This window comes from Nitrosomonas limosa, from assembly GCF_054188085.1.
The window spans coordinates 2,005,049-2,022,421 of record NZ_CM135180.1 but is presented as its reverse complement, the minus strand read 5'-3'; the positions used below and the strand labels follow the sequence as shown (position 1 = coordinate 2,022,421).

11 protein-coding genes are annotated in these 17,373 nt (G+C 49.1%); 8 read left to right on the top strand and 3 right to left on the bottom strand.

Going from position 1 to position 17,373, the window contains the following annotated elements; translation table 11 throughout:
• Positions 1-112: 112 nt before the first annotated feature.
• From ACV7NC_RS09240 to fliE, 3 genes are all read left to right on the top strand, one after another.
• Entirely contained in the window at positions 113-1,267 is a 1,155-nt protein-coding gene (locus tag ACV7NC_RS09240; RefSeq protein ID WP_458152265.1) for a sensor histidine kinase, read from the top strand.
• A 3-nt stretch (positions 1,268-1,270) separates the two neighbouring features.
• Positions 1,271-2,599 carry a sigma-54-dependent transcriptional regulator gene (locus tag ACV7NC_RS09235; protein ID WP_458152264.1) on the top strand — a complete coding sequence of 443 codons (1,329 nt, stop codon included), beginning with the start codon at positions 1,271-1,273 and terminating at the stop codon, positions 2,597-2,599.
• Positions 2,600-2,695: 96 nt separating this feature from the next.
• Entirely contained in the window at positions 2,696-3,019 is a 324-nt protein-coding gene (gene fliE, locus ACV7NC_RS09230; protein ID WP_458152263.1) for a flagellar hook-basal body complex protein FliE, read from the top strand.
• Positions 3,020-3,058: 39 nt separating this feature from the next.
• On the opposite strand, the gene abc-f is transcribed toward fliE, so the two are convergent.
• The gene (gene abc-f, locus ACV7NC_RS09225) at positions 3,059-4,912 is read right to left on the bottom strand and encodes a ribosomal protection-like ABC-F family protein (protein ID WP_458152262.1); all 1,854 of its coding nucleotides are present in this window, start codon (positions 4,910-4,912) and stop codon (positions 3,059-3,061) included.
• A 262-nt stretch (positions 4,913-5,174) separates the two neighbouring features.
• Here abc-f and ACV7NC_RS09220 point away from each other — a divergent pair, with 262 nt between their 5' ends.
• The 5 genes from ACV7NC_RS09220 to ACV7NC_RS09200 all read left to right on the top strand — a co-directional run bounded on the left by ACV7NC_RS09220 (position 5,175) and on the right by ACV7NC_RS09200 (position 14,008).
• Complete coding sequence (locus tag ACV7NC_RS09220) at positions 5,175-7,595, top strand: intermembrane phospholipid transport protein YdbH family protein (protein ID WP_458152261.1); 2,421 nt, start codon at positions 5,175-5,177, stop codon at positions 7,593-7,595.
• A gap of 100 nt (positions 7,596-7,695) precedes the next feature.
• Positions 7,696-7,911: a YnbE family lipoprotein gene (locus ACV7NC_RS09215; protein ID WP_458152260.1), complete on the top strand. Its 216-nt coding sequence runs from the start codon at positions 7,696-7,698 to the stop codon at positions 7,909-7,911.
• Between the two features lie 24 nt (positions 7,912-7,935).
• Complete coding sequence (locus ACV7NC_RS09210) at positions 7,936-8,286, top strand: YdbL family protein (protein WP_458152259.1); 351 nt, start codon at positions 7,936-7,938, stop codon at positions 8,284-8,286.
• A 218-nt stretch (positions 8,287-8,504) separates the two neighbouring features.
• The gene (locus tag ACV7NC_RS09205; RefSeq protein ID WP_458152258.1) at positions 8,505-9,590 is read left to right on the top strand and encodes a calcium-binding protein; all 1,086 of its coding nucleotides are present in this window, start codon (positions 8,505-8,507) and stop codon (positions 9,588-9,590) included.
• Positions 9,591-9,853: 263 nt separating this feature from the next.
• Positions 9,854-14,008: an EAL domain-containing protein gene (locus ACV7NC_RS09200; protein ID WP_458152257.1), complete on the top strand. Its 4,155-nt coding sequence runs from the start codon at positions 9,854-9,856 to the stop codon at positions 14,006-14,008.
• Here the strand turns inward: ACV7NC_RS09200 and ACV7NC_RS09195 are convergent.
• Together ACV7NC_RS09195 and ACV7NC_RS09190 are read right to left on the bottom strand one after the other, a co-directional pair.
• The gene (locus ACV7NC_RS09195) at positions 14,003-15,271 is read right to left on the bottom strand and encodes a multifunctional CCA addition/repair protein (RefSeq protein ID WP_458152256.1); all 1,269 of its coding nucleotides are present in this window, start codon (positions 15,269-15,271) and stop codon (positions 14,003-14,005) included. The two genes, ACV7NC_RS09200 and ACV7NC_RS09195, sit on opposite strands and share 6 nt — an antisense overlap.
• Positions 15,272-15,314: 43 nt before the next feature.
• On the bottom strand, positions 15,315-17,225 hold the full coding sequence (locus tag ACV7NC_RS09190) for a transglycosylase SLT domain-containing protein (protein ID WP_458152255.1): 1,911 nt from the start codon (positions 17,223-17,225) through the stop codon (positions 15,315-15,317).
• Between the last annotated feature and the right edge of the window lie 148 nt (positions 17,226-17,373).

Here is a 17,373-nt window from a genome sequence, read left to right as displayed (position 1 = left end):
GCCTTATTCGCATCAATAGCGGGATAGTCTTCAATGCTAAGCTACAGTTAGTTTCTACTCACTGAATTTAAATTTCGTGCAGATAAATAAAATTAGCAAAATCAATAATATATTGGATGATCAAGCGCAGCTGCAACGCGCATTTGCAGCTTTTAATGAGGTCTCCGAGCAGTTATCGAGCGTCTATCAGGAATTGCAGGGTCAAGTTGCGCACCTGACCCGGGAATTAGCACTTGCCAATGGAGAATTGCATAAGCAACTGGTTGCTAAAGAGAATCTGTCGCAACGATTGGGATTGTTATTAAATGCACTGCCAGGAGGGGTTGTCGCATTGAACGCGCAGGAATGTATTGAACAAGTAAATCCTGCAGCTATCAGCTTGTTGGGAGAACCTTTGCTTGGTCTGGGATGGAGTCGGGTCGTTCAGGAACGCTTGACAGCTACGATGCTCGTCAATGAGTGGTTGATCAAATCGGATAAACCTTCAGAGTCTCGCCGGATCCGCGTAGAAAGTAGCGCCGCGGATACGCTTGGCAGAAGAATCTTGCTGATTAATGACATTACGGATGCATACGCATTGCAGGAACAATTCAGAAGAAATCAGCGGTTGACTGCTATGGGGGAAATGGCGGCGAATCTTGCGCATCAATTGCGTACGCCGCTGTCAACCGCACTCATTTATGCGAACCATCTCGGTAGCGATGCGCTGACTTCCAGTGAACGGCAAAAATTTGCAGCGAAAACAATTGAGCGCTTATTGCATTTGGAGCAATTAACCAAAGACATGCTCCGCTTTGTAAAAGGCGAGTCAAATCAGCTTGAAACGGTTGAGATAAGCAGTCTGATAGCAGAATTGCAACAAGTCATTGAGCCGCAGGTGAAGCAAAAGAAACTGCAACTGAATATTTCGGATTGTTGCGGATCTGAAAAGATCATGACGGATCGGCCGGCACTGTTCGGAGCATTGATGAATCTTCTCGAGAACGCTGTACAGGCAACACCGACTGGTGGTGTGATTTCACTGTCCGCCAGCTTGGAAAAGGGGCGCATTACCCTGAATGTTCATGACACTGGTCCTGGTATTGATTCGTCACTGCAGGAAAGGTTGTTCGAGCCTTTTTTTACTACCCGATCAGAGGGCACCGGGCTTGGTTTGGCTATTGCCAGAAGTGTTGTCCAGTCAATGGGCGGCAGCATCCAGATTCATTCTGCGCCTGACACGGGAACTGAATTTATCGTGCATCTGCCCAGAAGCAAAGGAGATTAATGTATGAGAACACTGCCGATTCTGGTGGTAGAAGATGATCAGGATTTACAAGAGGCAATTTGTGCTACCCTGAAACTATCCGGTTACCAGACGTGGGCTGCATCTAATGGTGTTGATGCAATGAAAATACTTAAAGAGCGTCAAATCGGGATGGTTGTCAGCGATGTGCAAATGAAGCCTATCGACGGGTTTGCGCTACTACAGGAAATTAAAGCTTTTGAACCCGAGTTGCCAGTTTTGTTAATGACCGCCTATGGTGACGTCAAGCGGGCAGTGGCTGCAATGCAAACTGGGGCCTGCGATTATTTGCTAAAACCGTTTGATCCAGGGAGCCTTTTAGCGCATGTCAAGCGCCATGCGCTGCCGGAGATTGAACAAGATGATAAAGTAGTCGCCAAAGATCCGCGGACACGATCGTTGTTAGCCCTTGCCCGGCGTGTTGCGCAATCGCCTGCGACGGTGTTGCTGACAGGCGAGAGCGGTTGTGGCAAGGAGGTAATAGCCCGATTCATTCATCTGCATTCTTCACGTTCGGCTAAGCCATTTGTCGCAATCAATTGTGCTGCTATTCCGGAAAATTTACTCGAGGCGACTTTATTCGGTTACGAAAAAGGCGCATTTACCGGAGCTTCGCAGGCTCAACCGGGAAAATTCGAGCAGGCGGAGGGCGGCACGTTATTGCTGGATGAAATTTCAGAGATGCCGCTGGAACTACAGGCAAAATTGCTGCGAGTGCTGCAAGAAAGGGAAGTTGAAAGAGTCGGCGGGCACAAAACGATTAAGCTGGATATCCGGGTGCTGGCAACATCAAACCGCGATATGCCGGCGATGGTTAAAAGCGGCCGGTTTCGCGAAGATCTCTATTATCGTCTCAACGTGTTTCCGATCGAAATTCCGCCATTGCGCGAAAGACCTTTGGACATCGAGCCTTTGGCACTTCGTGCGCTGTCTGGCAGTTCTTCCAATACAGATAAACCGGCGTACAGGATGACTCCGGCAGCCATTGATAAACTGACCCGGTATGCCTGGCCCGGCAACGTGCGGGAATTGGAAAATGTCATGCAGCGAGCGATGATTCTGGCGACAGACAATCTAATTGATGCGGAACATATTCATTTGCCGGTGGCGGCAAATGAAATTGCCGAGATAGCTGAGGCAAAAAATCAAACAGCTGAGCCAGCAGCGGAAGCAGATATTAAATCGCTGGAACGCAAACATATTTTGGAAACATTGGCTGCGGTTAATGGTTCCCGGAAACTGGCCGTTAAGAAGCTCGGAATTTCGGAAAGAACATTACGATACAAATTACAGCAGTATCGCATGACAAGTTAACTATCATTTTCCTATAGACAGATAAACTTGATTTGATAGAATTTTCGGCCGGGTTAGGGGTTGCCGGTGCTTTTAAGATGCGCGTAGGGATAAATCATGGATAAATCAGGGATTGACAATATATTGCAGCAACTGCAAGCAGCTTCGGAGCTGGCTTCCGGGGTTAAGAAACAACCGAAAAGCGATGAGGTTGCAAGCGTTGATTTTAGCGAAAAGTTGAAAACGGCGGTCGATCAGGTCAATAAATCGCAGCAGAATGCGGACAGGATGACTGAGCAGTTTGTCAGCGATCAAGCCAATGTTGATTTGCATGAAGTAATGATTTCCCTGCAAAAAGCCAACGTGTCGTTTCAGTCCATGGTCCAGGTGCGGAATAAATTAGTCACCGCCTACCAGGAAATCATGAATATGCAGGTCTAATCCGTAGCGGCTTGTTACGTAACGGCTTATGCCGTTGACTTATTCTTCCAGGGCTGATTCCAGCTCAAGCCAACTTTCTTCCAGATCCGCTATTTTTTTCTCAAGCGCCGAGTAAACTGCATTAAGTCGGTCAATTTCTTCCCGCGGGCAATTCGCATAAGTAGCCGGATCCGCTAACCGCCGGTTTATCTCGGATAATTCTTGCTGTGCGTTGGCTAAGGCGGTCTCAAGTTTTGATTGTTTCGACAACAATGATTTTTTGTTTGGCTTGGCTGCGGCCAGGGATTGTTTTTGCTGCGCTGCAGGTTTCGTTTTTGTTTCTTCCGTCGCGCGACGGGTTTCCAGCCAATTTTTATATTCCTCCAGATCACCATCCAGTAGCTGTATTTTACCGTCTGCGACCAGCCACAATTCATCGGCGACTGCGCGTACCAGACTCCTGTCATGCGAAACCAATATGACCGCGCCGGTATAATTTTCTAGCGCCAGCGTCAGTGCGTCGCGCATATCCAAATCCAGGTGGTTAGTCGGTTCATCCAGCAACAATAAATGCGGTTTTTGCCAGGCGAGTATGGCCAGTGCCAACCGGCTTTTTTCACCACCGGAGAAACTGCCAACCGGGCGGTTCTCGCTATCGCCGCCCAACCCGAACCGTCCCAGAAAAGTTCGTAACTCCAGTTCGGTTCGCAGTGGCGCGATTTCCTGCAGATGTTGCAGCGGTGTTTTCGAACCATCCAGATTTTCTAATTGATGTTGTGCGAAATATCCAATTTGAATATTTTCGGCGTGTTCCAAAGTGCCGGAGAGCGGTTTTATCTCCCCGGTCAGCAATTTAATAAATGTCGACTTTCCAGCGCCGTTGGGGCCCATGAGGGCAATCCTCGAACCCGCTTGCAATGTGAGGTGAACCTGTTGGAATAACATGACATTGCTATAGCCGAAGCTGATATTTTTAATGCGTAGCAGTACATCAGGGCTTCGTTCAGGCGCTTCTATTTCAAGATCGAAATGACCATCTTGCACATGAGCTGGCGCAAGACGCACCAAACGTTCCAGGGCTTTGATGCGGCTCTGTGCTTGTTTGGCTTTGGTGGCCTTGGCGCGAAAACGCCGCACGAAATCTTCCATGTGTGCAATCTGTTTTTGCTGCAGTTGCCAGGCCTGATTTTGTTGCGCCAGATGTTCCGCACGAGCGCGTTCAAAATCGTCGTAATTGCCGCTATAAGTTTCAATCGACCGGTTATGAATGCTGGCAATGCGATTAACGCAGGTGTTGAGAAATTCGCGGTCATGGGATACCACTATCAAACTGCCCGGATAGCGCAATAAATATTGTTCCAACCAAAGAATCGCTTCCAGATCCAGGTGATTTGTCGGTTCATCAAGCAGCAGCAGATCGGCGCGGTGCATCAATGATCTCGCAAGATTCAAGCGCATCCGCCAGCCACCTGAAAAATGGTTGACTGTACGTTCCAGCGCCGAATTCTCGAACCCTAACCCATCGAGTAGCTGCGCCGCCCGTGATCGAGCGGTGTAACCGCCGATCGCTTCATAACGCTGCTGCGCTTCAAACCAGGCGGTATCGTGCTGCGCCCGCGACAATATGCTTTCGAGCTGCCGCAATTCAACATCGCCATCCAACACAAATTCTATTGCGGGCAACTCGGAATTGATGATCTCCTGCTCAACAAAAGCAATTGTTTTGCCCGATTGCATGCTTACCTCGCCGCTATCCGGTTTGATAACACCCCGGATTAACTTGAATAATGTGGATTTTCCACAACCATTCCGGCCGACCAGGCCGATACGCTGATTGGAAAAAATTTGCAGATTACAGTTTTCCAATAACGGGACACCGCCTTGCAAGTAAGTCAACGACTGGATCGTTAGCATGGCATGTCAGCGACGATAAACATTTATAAATTCCTGAAATCAGTTAAGTCTGTGTGATAAACCGCACAGGGTTTGTAAAATCCTTGTTGCAAGGTTTGTTAACTTCTTCGATACTGTATAGCTCTATCGTGCGATTGCAGCGCTTCGGATTAAGATTCAAGGAAATTGCTTGCGCGCTGTTAGTTAAGGTTTTCCCAAAAATAGGAAAACCGTCAATCACGATAATATAAAAATTTTCACGGCCATTATTTTAATCCATTCAATGGGCAAACTACTAAAAGCCGTATTGCTGGCGTTCATCAGCCTTATCATTGTGGCCGTATTAGGGCTTTATTTATTCCGTTACGCCATCGTTGAATCCATTATCAGCGATCAATTGCGTCAGCGTGGTTTTCCGTTGCAGTCGATTGAAATTCCAGATGTTTCTTTTAATTCTCTGCAATTGCAGGAGATAGCGGCTGGGAAAAACAGCGAATTTCGCCTCAAGAAACTTCAAATTGCGTGGAATTTTCAAGATCTCCTGGCAGGAAAGCCGGTTTTGGTTTTGATCAGCGGTCTGCAAGTCACTATCGATTTAACTGATGGCGCTTTCAATTTCACCATACCACAATCCCAGACATCGGCTGCACAATTAAAAATTTCCATACCGTGGTTGCCGGAATTAGATCTCAGCGACGCCGCCATTTATCTGCGCACCGCAGCGGGAGACATCACGCTGGCTCTATCCGGTCATATCGGCGCGATACAATCCGGTAAGCAAGAGATACACTTGAGCGCGGCAACTGCTGCTGCATTTTTTCAGGTAACGACAATTTTTAAAGCCTCTTTTGATCTTCAGGGGAATCTCCAGGGCAAAGTCATTGTTTCGGAGGGTAAGCTCGATTTACCGGAAGCTAAAATCGCAAATTTCTCCAGTGAAACATCCTTTACATTTTCAGCGTTGCAACCGCAGCAAATACTCACAAATACGACATTATCGGGTATCCAGTTGTTGCAAAAGGTAGAAACATTCGCGTCCGAATTGTCATTTGATGAAATTTCCCTGACCGGGGAGTTGCAGAGATCATCCGATGCGATGCTGGGTGATGTGGATTTCAGAATCGTTGACGGTCAAGTCACTGCCGATACACTGAAACTCGAGCAACTCGCAGTTTCCATTCCGGTTCAGATCAAATTCGATCCATCTTCCTTGCAAATGGGATTGCGCGAACCAGGGCGCATCATATTGGGAGCAATCCATACCGGCTATCCCCTGCAAATCAGGGATTTTCAAGGCCTTTCTATCGATCGGGCAGACCTGGAACTCGCGAAAGATACGCATGGACTCAAGGTCAAGCATACTATTTCGATTCTTCCTGCCAATTTGACAATACAAGATGAACGCTCCGATTCAAAATTGACCAAAGTTCAGATTTACCCTGGGAAAATTTCTCTGATTGGAGAACTGGATGCGGATGAAAAATACCGGGGAACATTGGCGATCAGTGATGCAGCTGTTAACTTGCCATCGCAGGTGCAGGCATCTGATATTTCGGTTGTCCTGCGCCTGAATGATCAGGAAGATGACGAAGTCGCAAGTTTTGCGATTGGCCGCTTGCATCACCTCGCGCCGGAACCGTTGTTTGCGGCAATGTCTTTTGCCGGCGCGATTCGTGATATTGCTAAGAGCGGCAAACCTGCTGTTTATTCGCTGGCGTTTTCGGGCGGCGTACCCGGGTTGGACTATTTCAAACTGACAGGGAATTATTCGACTGATACAGGCAAAGGCAGATTGAAAGCTGAGATCGTGCCGCTCAGTTTTTCACCAGGTGCTTTGCAGCCCGGCGATCTTTTGCCAGTCCTGGCAGAGTTGCAAGATGTCAGTGGAAAAATTAATGCATCCGCAAAGCTCCGATGGGACCAAGACGGGGTGCAAAGTAGCGGCGCCGAATTCGAAATACGGGATCTGTCTCTGACGCGTGAAACTCTAAAGTTAAGCGATTTGAATGTGTTGCTCAATTTGGATAATTTAATCACCTTAAGCAGTGCGCGGCATCAATCGATTACGATCCGCCGGATTGATTCCGGAATTCCGTTGGAGAACGTGTTGATTTCTTATCATATCGAAGGTACGACGCCACCCCGTCTGGCAATACAAAAAGCGCAATTTTCCGTGATCAACGGTATGGTGTCTTTGGTGCCGACGATTATTGATCCGGCGGCGGCACAGACCGATATCTTGCTTCGCATCGAAGATATCGATCTCGAAACCTTCTTCAATTTGATTAAGATCGAAGGGTTGGCCGGAAGCGGGCAGCTCGATGGTCAAATTCCGATCACATTAAAAAATAATGTATTGACGGTCACAAACGGGCACCTTGCAGCGAGATCACCGGGAATTTTGCGCTTTAAATCAGAGAAAGCCTCGAAAATGCTATCTTCCGCGGGGAAAGAAATGAATCTATTGCTGCAAGCGGTGCAAGAGTTTCATTACACAGAACTTTCATTGAATCTTGATAAGTCGGATTTGCATGATTTGGTGGTCAAACTCTCAGTATTGGGGAATAATCCCAACGTTAAAAATGGACAGCCGTTCCGGCTCAATATTAAACTGGAAACCGATATTGATAAAATTCTGCAAACGATTAACCAAGGGTATAACCTGTCCCATGAAATTCTGCGCGGCTCATTCATACTCCGTTAATTCTGGCGGCGCTAAATTGTAGCCATGGAGCACATAATGTTCATAACTGGCTCCCATCGAAAAGTACAACAGGGGCTCATTACAAAAAAGGAGTGCAATCATGCGCAACATTGATCAAGTGGCTAAAATAGTGATCGCGAAGGTTAGCCTGATTCTTGTCTGTTTGGTAATCACAGCTTGCGCGCCAACAGTCAAAGTGGAATCGCCGCAGGAACCCATCACGATTAATTTGAATATCAAACTGGATGCTGATATCCGAGTCAAGCTTGAGGAAGAAGCCAAAAAAGATATTGCAGCCAATCCCGGCATCTTCTAGAAGTAATATTACAAGGAGACTAATGTGCAGCCTATTGAGACAACAAATTTAAAGAAACCATTACCCAGCCTTACGATCGTTTTTGTATTGATTCTGACACTGTTTACTTCACCGATCCAAGCGGGAAGTCTTGAGGATCTCCGTGCTTCAGGTGCGATTGGCGAAGGTTATAATGGCTATGTCATTGCGCGGCAACCCGAGGCTCAAGCGGAAGCGGATGCGATCAATGTAAAACGCCGGGCCATTTATCAAGAGAAAGCCGCTGCTCAGGGTATTGATGTTGACGAAGTGGCCAAGGTATATGCAGCTGAAATCTTTAAAACCGTTCCTGCGGGGACCTGGATTCAAATTGACGGGCAGTGGAAAAAAAAGTAACGCCACTGATGTTTAACAAAAAACCCTAAAACTTACTTATTTACCTAAGGAAATACCGAAAAATTCGGAGAACAAGACGAGATGCAAGGCGGATGGAGCGCAGAAAATGAGACATATCATAGTGATAGGCGAATTTTCGAGCACCGCCCAACGCAGCAGATCGCTTGTGTAGCCAATTACTCAGCGTTTCCCTAATTTTACCTCTGGAGGGCAATACCATGACATACCACGTTTTCCACCTCAACGAAGTCTATTCAAATGCGGATGGCACCATTCAATTTATCGAGTTCATGGGTGACGCTGATGCGCAGCATTTGTGGGCGGGACGTACCATTACATCAACTGATGGCAGCGTTACTAAGACTTACAACATTACGACCAATCTTCCCAGTGCTGCAACCCTCAACAAAACGGTGCTGGTTGCAACTCAAGGATTTGCAGACTTAGGCATCGTGACGCCGGACTATATCATCCCTAACGGTTTTCTGTTTTTATCCGGAGGCACTGTCAATTTTCCGGGGATGGATAACGGCAGATTGTCGTATGCCAATTTGCCGGTGGATGGAGTGACTTCCTTAAATCCGGATAGTTCGACCGGCATCAACTCGCCGAAAAACTTCGCAGGTAGTACCGGAACGGTGCCGAGTAATATCTTTACGGGAACAGACGGCCCCGATAATTTGACCGGTACCTCCGGAGATGATTTTATTGTCGCATCAGGCGGCAACGATACACTGAATGGTAACAGCGGCAACGATAAATTAAGCGGTGGTTTCGGTGCAGACACCGCGATCTTCAGTAGCAGCCGGGGGAATTATACCGTTGCTGGCACCAGCACCGGTTTTAGCGTGACCGGTCCCGATGGTAATGACACGCTTTTTGGAATAGAGCGGTTTAGATTCACGGATAAGAAAATAGCCGTGGATCTTAGCGATGGCCAATCCGCTGGCAACACGGTCCGCCTTATCGGTGCGGCTTTCGATGCGCCGACCATTGCGCAACATCCGGATTATGTCGGTATCGGATTGAATCTATTTGATTCCGGGCAAAGTATGCTTGCGGTATCGCAACTGGTGGTTGGCGTCATAGGGTTGTCCAATGATGCCTTTGTCGATAAGGTCTACCAGAATGTTGTGGGCAGTCTACCGTCTGCTTCCGAGCATGATTTTTACGTCAAGTTATTATCCGGCAGCGGCGGAACCTTGAGTCAAGCGCAGTTGCTGGAAATTGCCGCCAATACCGATATCAACGAAATCAATATCAACCTTACCGGTTTGCAACAAACGGGTGTGGAGTTTATTTAACACCCGCAGTACCTTGGTGAATCCTGTCTCAAGAATCCGGCGGGTATTGTTTGATAGATTCTTCCGATACCTGCAGGTTTTAGAGAAATTTTCTTTTGAAAGTGGTTATTGCTGGCACACGGAAAAGAGAGCGTGTCGCACTAAAAAGTGATGCGCCTGTGCTGCAAATTAATGAGCATTTCCCTCGGGTAAACCACAATTTAGAAAGCAAGCCCGTTCTGAATCAATGTTAAAATAAATTCCGCTTAAGATATTGGTTTTGTATGGGTCATCACCCCAAGAAATCCTTCACTATCGTTGCATCGCGGTTTTTATTGCTGACCGCAGCTTATTTCATCGGGGGAAAGCTCGGCTTAAGCATTCCATACATGGGTTCCAGCATTACGCTGTTCTGGCCGCCTTCTGGCATTGCACTTGCAGCACTACTAATGTGGGGATTGTGGTATTGGCCTGCCATAGCGCTCGGGGCGTTTGCGGTTAATTACTCGATAGGCGGTCTCGGTTTGTTGACCGCAATGGAAATCGCTTTCGGTAATGCGGCCGGCCCGTTGCTCGGCGCCTTGATGCTCAAGCGGCTGAGCAAGTTTGAGAATAATTTTGTGCGCGGGCGGGATGTTTTGGCTTTCTTGCTGTCTGCGCCCGCCGGTATGATTCTTACCGCGAGTATTGGCGTTGCCGCGCTGTTTGCAGATGAAAAAATAACAGCGGATTCAATACCGCAAGCTTGGTTCGGCTGGTGGCTTGGGGATACGGTTGGCATTATGGTATTTACGCCATTGCTGTTATTTTGTTCCACTCGGCGGATCATTTCCCTATTTCATTCGAGACCAATCCGGTTGGAATATCTCATTGCTTTAGGAATCTGTGTTGTTCTGGCATGGCTGATATTTGGCGGTATCTTAATGACCGATCAATTCATGCTGCCGCTGGCTTTTATGGTATTTCCCGCGTTGGTATGGGCAGGTTTACGATTTAACGCGCTCGGTGCATATATCGCGGTTTTGGCTATTTCCTTCTTTGCTGTCATCGGAACCGCGAACGGTTCCGGGCCTTTTGCCTTGGGAAATCCGCGAATTGATCAATTGATATTGTGTATTTTCGTATTAACCATCACATTGATCACTCTGATGATGATCGGCATTCAGTCACGCCGACGTCAAGTAGAGCAGCACTTGCGCGATAGTGAATCCCGGTTGCGTTTAGCCTTGCAAGCAGCAAATCAAGGTCTTTATGATCTCAATGTGCAAACCGGTGAAGCCATTGTTAATCCTGAGTATGCGCAAATGCTCGGTTATGATCCGCAAACCTTCACCGAAACAAACGCCAGCTGGCGCGAACGCATGCATCCCGATGACCGTCATCCTGTCTATCAAATTTACCAAGACTATATCCATGGTAAGCGCGACGATTATCAAGTGGAATTCCGCCAGTTGACAAAGCAAGGCGATTGGAAGTGGATTCTCTCGCTAGGAAGAATCGTTGAATGGGATCAACAAGACCGGCCATTACGCATGTTGGGGACGCATACCGACATCAGTGAACGGAAAGCCAAAGAAATTTTTTTGCAGCAAAGTGAGAAAACACTCAATCGCGCCCAAGCGATCGCAAAAGTTGGCAGCTGGCATATAAATTTGGTGCAAAATATCATTACATGGTCAATAGAAACATACCAAATGTTCGGGATCGAAAAAGACATTCCCCTGACCTACGAAGACTTCATGGCATATGTCGTTGCGGAAGACCGGGCGCTCGTCAATCAATCCTGGCAAGCCGCTTTAAAAGGCGCTGCTTATGATATCGATCATCGCATCAATGTACATGGACAAATTAAATGGGTCAGGGAGCGCGCTGAGATTACCTTCGATCATGCTGGTGTAGCCACTGAAGCAGTGGGTACGGTGGAGGATATCAGCGACCACAAACGTGCGGAAGAGGCGATCAATCAAGCGAAAAATCTATTGCGCACTATCATTGATGCCACGCCGGATTGGATTTTTGCAAAAGACAAGCAGCATCGTTTTATCCTCGTCAATGAAGCCTGCGCCAGTAGTCGGGGGTTGACGCCGGAAGCCATGCTTGGCAGAGCCGACACCGATTTCTGGCCTGATTATTTGTGTTATGGGGATCCTCTCCAGAATATTCGCGGTTTTCACGCGGATGACGATCGGGCCATTGCCGGTCAGCGTATCCATAACCCGAACGATTTCGCTACTTTAGCGGATGGGCAGTTACGTTGTTTCGATACCATCAAATTACCGCTGCGTAACTCGGCCAGCGGTGAGATCATCGGCATCGTCGGTTATGCACGCGATATAACCGAACGCATGAGCATTGAGTCGAAATACCGCACATTGATTGAACAGATTCCTGCAGTGACCTATATCGCGGCTTTTAATCCTGATGTCCTGACAATCTTCGTCAGCCCGCAGATTGAATCACAGCTTGGTTTCAGCGTGCAAGAATGGCTTGATAATCCGCGATTGTGGCTGGACCAAATACATGCCGACGACCGGGAGCGCATTACAGCCAGTTTGTCGGCCAGTTCGACCATTGGTTTGCCTTATCGCGCTGAATACCGTATTTTTAAAAAGAATGGCGATGTTACCTGGGTTCGTGACGAGGCGGTTTGGTTGAAAGACACGGAAGGCAAGCCCTCATTGCTGCAAGGCATAATGGTGGATATCACGTACCAACGGCAGACTGATGAGCAGCTCAGGCTTGCAATATCCCGTCAACGTGAATTGCGGATACTTGCAGAGAGGGAACAAAGCCGCATGAGCGCGCTGCTTTCCGCCATGAAGATCGGAATCTTGTTTGAGGATATCGAGCAGAGGATTGAATATGTCAATCCGGCTTTTCTGCGCATGTGGAATATCATTGATCAGCAAAACTTATTAACGCAATCAGCCCAAACTGTGCTGGAACACTCTCTCCAACATGTCGTGCAGCCGATGCACGCATCGGAACATATCTTTAAAGCGCCGGATCTGCGCGAAATCAGTGAGCAGTTTGAATTTGAGCTCAATGACGGCCGGCTGCTCACACAGTTTTCGTACCCCGTCAATGATATTGAGGGGCAAATGATCGGACGGGTATGGATTTTTGAAGATATTACCCAAGAACGGCAAACCGCGCAGCAACTGCTATACTTGGCCGAGCGCGACCCGTTGACCGGTTTGTTTAACCGTCATCGTTTCCAGCAAGAACTCGATAGCCTGATTGCGGTATCGCTACGCAGCCATCAAAAATTCGCCTTGCTGTATTTTGATCTGGACGACTTCAAATACATCAATGATACCTTTGGTCACAGTGCTGGCGATACGGTATTGATTCGCGCCGCAGGTGAAGTTTCCAGCATCGTCCGTCATATCGAAATTTTCGCCCGCTTGGGTGGCGATGAGTTTGCCATTCTCAGCTTGCTGCAACCGAATGATGATCTCAGCAGGCTGCCGGGCAGAATTGTTGAATCAATTGCATCCATTCCGTTACATTTTCGCGGAACCAATATTCGCCTGACAACCAGTGTCGGAGTTGCGATTTTTCCGGATCATGGCGAAACAGCGGATGATTTGGTCGCCCATGCCGATACCGCCATGTATCAAGCAAAAAATCAAGGCAAAAATACCTGGGCGATTTACGATCCGGCCCGGAAAACCTCGGAAGCCATGATGCATCGCTTGACGTGGTATAACCGAATTGCGCAAGCGCTTGAACAGGATTTGTTCGAAATTCATTTCCAAGGTGTGTATCACACCGCCAATCATACGTTGTCTCACTTGGAGATATTGGTAAGGATGCGTGATGCCAATGATCCTGATAACTTGATATTACCTGGCCAATTCATTCCGATTGCAGAGAAAAACGGGCAGATTGCCGCCATTGACCGGTGGGTGATTCAGCGCAGCATAGAATTGCTGGCGCAGCATCCGGACATATCACCGGTGGCCATTAACATTTCAGGAAGGACTTTCGATGATCCGACGATTCCTGGATATATCCGCCATTTGCTCAACGAAAAAAACGTAGATCCTTTCCGGCTTATCATCGAGTTAACCGAAACTGCGGCGGTATCGGATATACAAGACGCGCAGCGCTTTATCGAAGCCGTTCACCAAGCCGGTTGCCTCGTATGCCTGGATGATTTCGGCAGCGGTTTTGCAACATTTGGTTACTTGAAGTATTTAGGCGTCGAGATTCTGAAAATCGATGGCAGTTTTATCCGTGATCTGCCCAATAATCACGACAATCAAATTTTCGTCAAATCCATGGCTGAAGTCGCGCGCGGACTCGGCAAGATAGCGGTGGCGGAATTCGTCGAAGATGCCGCTACTCTGGAAATGGTGAAAAACCTGGGTATTGATCTTGCGCAAGGGTATTATTTTGGAGCGCCGCAAATAAAGATTCCGGGAACATCATAAACTGGCGGATCCCGGGTTATCAGCGCTGTCACTGGAGAATTCAGCTCTGATGCGGGCAACCCGCGCGTCGCGCACTTTATTGTGGATGGCGGCGGGTAATTCCGCAGTATTGATGACCACTTGACTCAGTTCGGCGGCAATCGCGCCGGCGTCGACTTGTAGCGCCGCCCCCAATGCTTTCTTTAAACGCTCCGCCTGGTTATAAGGTTTGCCGGCATATCCGGGGCGGCCATGAAAATCGCAAGCGCAAGCTTGCAGAAATTCTTCAAACCTGGCCGGTTTTCTATACGCATCGACGCTTTGCAACATATCCGCAACGGTTGCCGGCCGCAATTCTTCCGCGCGGTGGACATCGCCGTGATAACGGGCGACCAGTAACGCCAGATCGCGGGCATCCTTGGGCACCCGGATGCGCTCGCACAAATTTCTGGTCAATTCGATGCTGCGTGCTTCATGCCCGATATGGCGCGGCCATTCTTCCGGCGGCGTGGTGCCTTTGCCGAGATCATGCATCAGCGTTGCAAAGCGCACCGGCAGCGAGAAATGTTTCGATGCCGCATAATCAATGGCCATCATGATATGCACGCCGGTATCGATCTCGGGATGCGCATGCGCCGGTTGCGGCACACCGAACAGCACATCGACTTCCGGCATAATCCGCGCGAGCGCGCCGCATTCCCGCAACACATAAAACATGCGCGACGGATGTTGTTCCATCAATCCACGCGCCAATTCCTGCCACACACGTTCCGGTACCAGCGCATCGACTTCGCCGTTATGCACCATGTCATTCATCAATGCCAATGTTTCCGGCGCAAGGCGAAAGCCGAATCGCGCGGCAAAACGCGCGGCTCTGAGAATACGCACCGGATCTTCGGAAAAAGCCGGGCTGACATGACGTAATATTCCCGCTTCCAGATCGGCAACGCCATTGAATGGATCGATGATATGACCGGTTTCATCCTTGGCGATCGAATTGATCGTCAAATCGCGCCGTGCCAGATCCTCCTGCAGCGTGACTTGCGGGGAGGTGAATACTTCGAATCCTTTGTAGCCGCGTGAGATTTTCCGTTCGGTACGTGCTAACGCGTATTGCTCATTGGTTTGAGGATGCAGAAAAACCGGAAAGTCTTTCCCTACCGGACGGTAACCCAATCGTTCCATATCCTCGGGCGAAGCGCCCACGACCACGTAATCATGATCCTGGACAGGCAACCCTAACAGTTCGTCACGAACCGAACCACCCACCAGATAAGTTTTCACAGTTTTTTCTCAAGTTAAAAAGGACGGAGCGCTGCTCCGGCGGTTATTTTGCAGCCCGCACGACACCAAGGCGCTGTTTGAGGGTCGGTTCATTCCGGTGATCCAGAACTTTGGCGTAATACATCGAATTCTTCAGAACCTTCTTGACGTAATCGCGGGTTTCGTTAAATGGGATGGTTTCGGCGTAAATCGCGCCTTCCAGCGGCAGGAAATTGTCACGCCAGCGCCTGGCCCGGCCAGGCCCGGCATTGTACGCGGCGGAGGCCAGCAGCGGCTGGTTATCCAGGGTGCCGAGCACATGTTTCAAATAATACGTTCCCAGCCGCAAATTCGTATTGACATCGACCACCAGGCTTTGGCGGAAATTCGGTATTCCCAATTGCTTGGCAACCCATTCGGCAGTGGCCGGCATCAGTTGCATCAGACCGGCGGCGCCAGCGTGCGATTTAATGTCGGCGATGAAACGGCTTTCCTGCCGGATCAATCCGTACACCCACGCTTCGTCGAGTTCATGTTGCTGCAATACCTTGCGCAGCATTTCGCGATGCGGCGATAAAAAACGCAGACTGAAATCATGCTGCGCCACCGTGCGGTTGGCGGTATTGATCGCGCGATCGTATAAACCTTGGCGGCGCGCGACTTCGGCAGCCGCCAGCAATTCGGCGTCGCTGAAATTGCGGATAGTCCAGCTCCACTCGCGCATCGCCTCGGTGCGCAAATTCATGCGCGAAAACGCCAGCGCGCGTTGGATCCCCGGGTTGCGTTCCATCGCTGCAACTTCTGCATTGCTGACGCGGTAAGTTTTGTCGGCGATGGTGAGCATCGTGCCCAGCTCTTCCCGCGCCAATTGTCCATAAAAACTATGCTCATCGCTGAGCGGCATCAGGATCGTGTTGGCGTCCAGCGTATGACCTTTCACCAACAAAGCGCGCGCTTTCCAGTAGCGCCAGGTATCCACTTGCTGCTCGGTCAAGGACATGCGGTTAATGGTTCTCAACACCTCATCCCAGTTTCCAACTCGTAACGCCGCCCGCACCTGCCAGCCGAGCACCAAATCCGAGGGAGGATACAATTGCGTGGTGTTTTGCGCTTCACTGAACCAATCCAAAGCACGAGGATCGTGCCGCATGGCTGCGCGATAACCCAATCGCGACAAGAAATAGGAACGATCGGAAGCGGTCAACTGATTTTTTATTTTCAGCCATTGCACATACGTTGGATTGGTATCGTTGCGCAATAGGCGCAATAACGCGAATAAGGCAATCTCACGGTCGCTGCGGGTCTTGATGGTTTTTAAGGACTCGAGATAGCGGAGGGGATTTTTGGCGGCATTGTTCAAGTCGGCGCTGTTGAGCGTCTCACTGCCGGAAAGATAACGGTTGATGTGCGTGGCAACACTCGTCTGACCCTCTTCCAGCGCCAGCCGGATGCGCTTCCAGATATCATCTGCGGTCAGTTGCCCGCCGTAGATGAGTGACTGAAACACCGGCGTGCAGCTATCGGGCAGGCTGGTCGGCGTGAGCCATAACGCGCGGATATCCGGCAGCACCGAAATATCTTTATGGTTGAGTTGGCGATGATAGTAATAACACAGCAGCTCGGTATCCTTGTTGACCACCAACGGGTATTCTTCGTCGAATAACGGCCATTGCTGGTTCTTGCCTAAAACCTTAAGCCAATCGCTGCGCATCCGGTCGGCGACCAAAGTGCCATCGTAACGCGCAATAAAATAGCGGATCGCCGCAGTATCGGCGGTGCGCAATAACATGCGCTGCTGATAATAATCGACATACGGCCACAACACGTGGCGTTTCAGTCTCGCAGCGGATTCATCCAGGCGTTTGGCATTACCGGACTGAAACGCTTCGCGAGCAATGAGGAAATCGCTGTCCTGGCTTGCCGTTGATGTGCCAACGAACGCTAATAGTATCAATGTGAAAACAAAATTTTTCATAGCGATTAACCGTGCGGATTCACTGACAGGATGAAAAAAACGTTGTATCGCTATTCTACAATGAAATCGGGCTCTTCCGGCGGCGCGGAAAGAGCCCGATATCTCGTTCAAATCTAGGAATTCAGACGGCGGTTCTCAGAATTCCCTT

What these genes read in the sequence shown, in the direction of transcription:
- ACV7NC_RS09235 (WP_458152264.1), top strand. Translation starts at nt 1,271, where the DNA reads ATGAGAACACTGCCGATTCTGGTGGTAGAAGATGATCAGGATTTACAA.
- fliE (WP_458152263.1), top strand. Translation starts at nt 2,696, where the DNA reads ATGGATAAATCAGGGATTGACAATATATTGCAGCAACTGCAAGCAGCT.
- abc-f (WP_458152262.1), bottom strand. Translation starts at nt 4,912, where the DNA reads ATGCTAACGATCCAGTCGTTGACTTACTTGCAAGGCGGTGTCCCGTTA.
- ACV7NC_RS09220 (WP_458152261.1), top strand. Translation starts at nt 5,175, where the DNA reads ATGGGCAAACTACTAAAAGCCGTATTGCTGGCGTTCATCAGCCTTATC.
- ACV7NC_RS09215 (WP_458152260.1), top strand. Translation starts at nt 7,696, where the DNA reads ATGCGCAACATTGATCAAGTGGCTAAAATAGTGATCGCGAAGGTTAGC.
- ACV7NC_RS09205 (WP_458152258.1), top strand. Translation starts at nt 8,505, where the DNA reads ATGACATACCACGTTTTCCACCTCAACGAAGTCTATTCAAATGCGGAT.
- ACV7NC_RS09200 (WP_458152257.1), top strand. Translation starts at nt 9,854, where the DNA reads ATGGGTCATCACCCCAAGAAATCCTTCACTATCGTTGCATCGCGGTTT.
- ACV7NC_RS09190 (WP_458152255.1), bottom strand. Translation starts at nt 17,225, where the DNA reads ATGAAAAATTTTGTTTTCACATTGATACTATTAGCGTTCGTTGGCACA.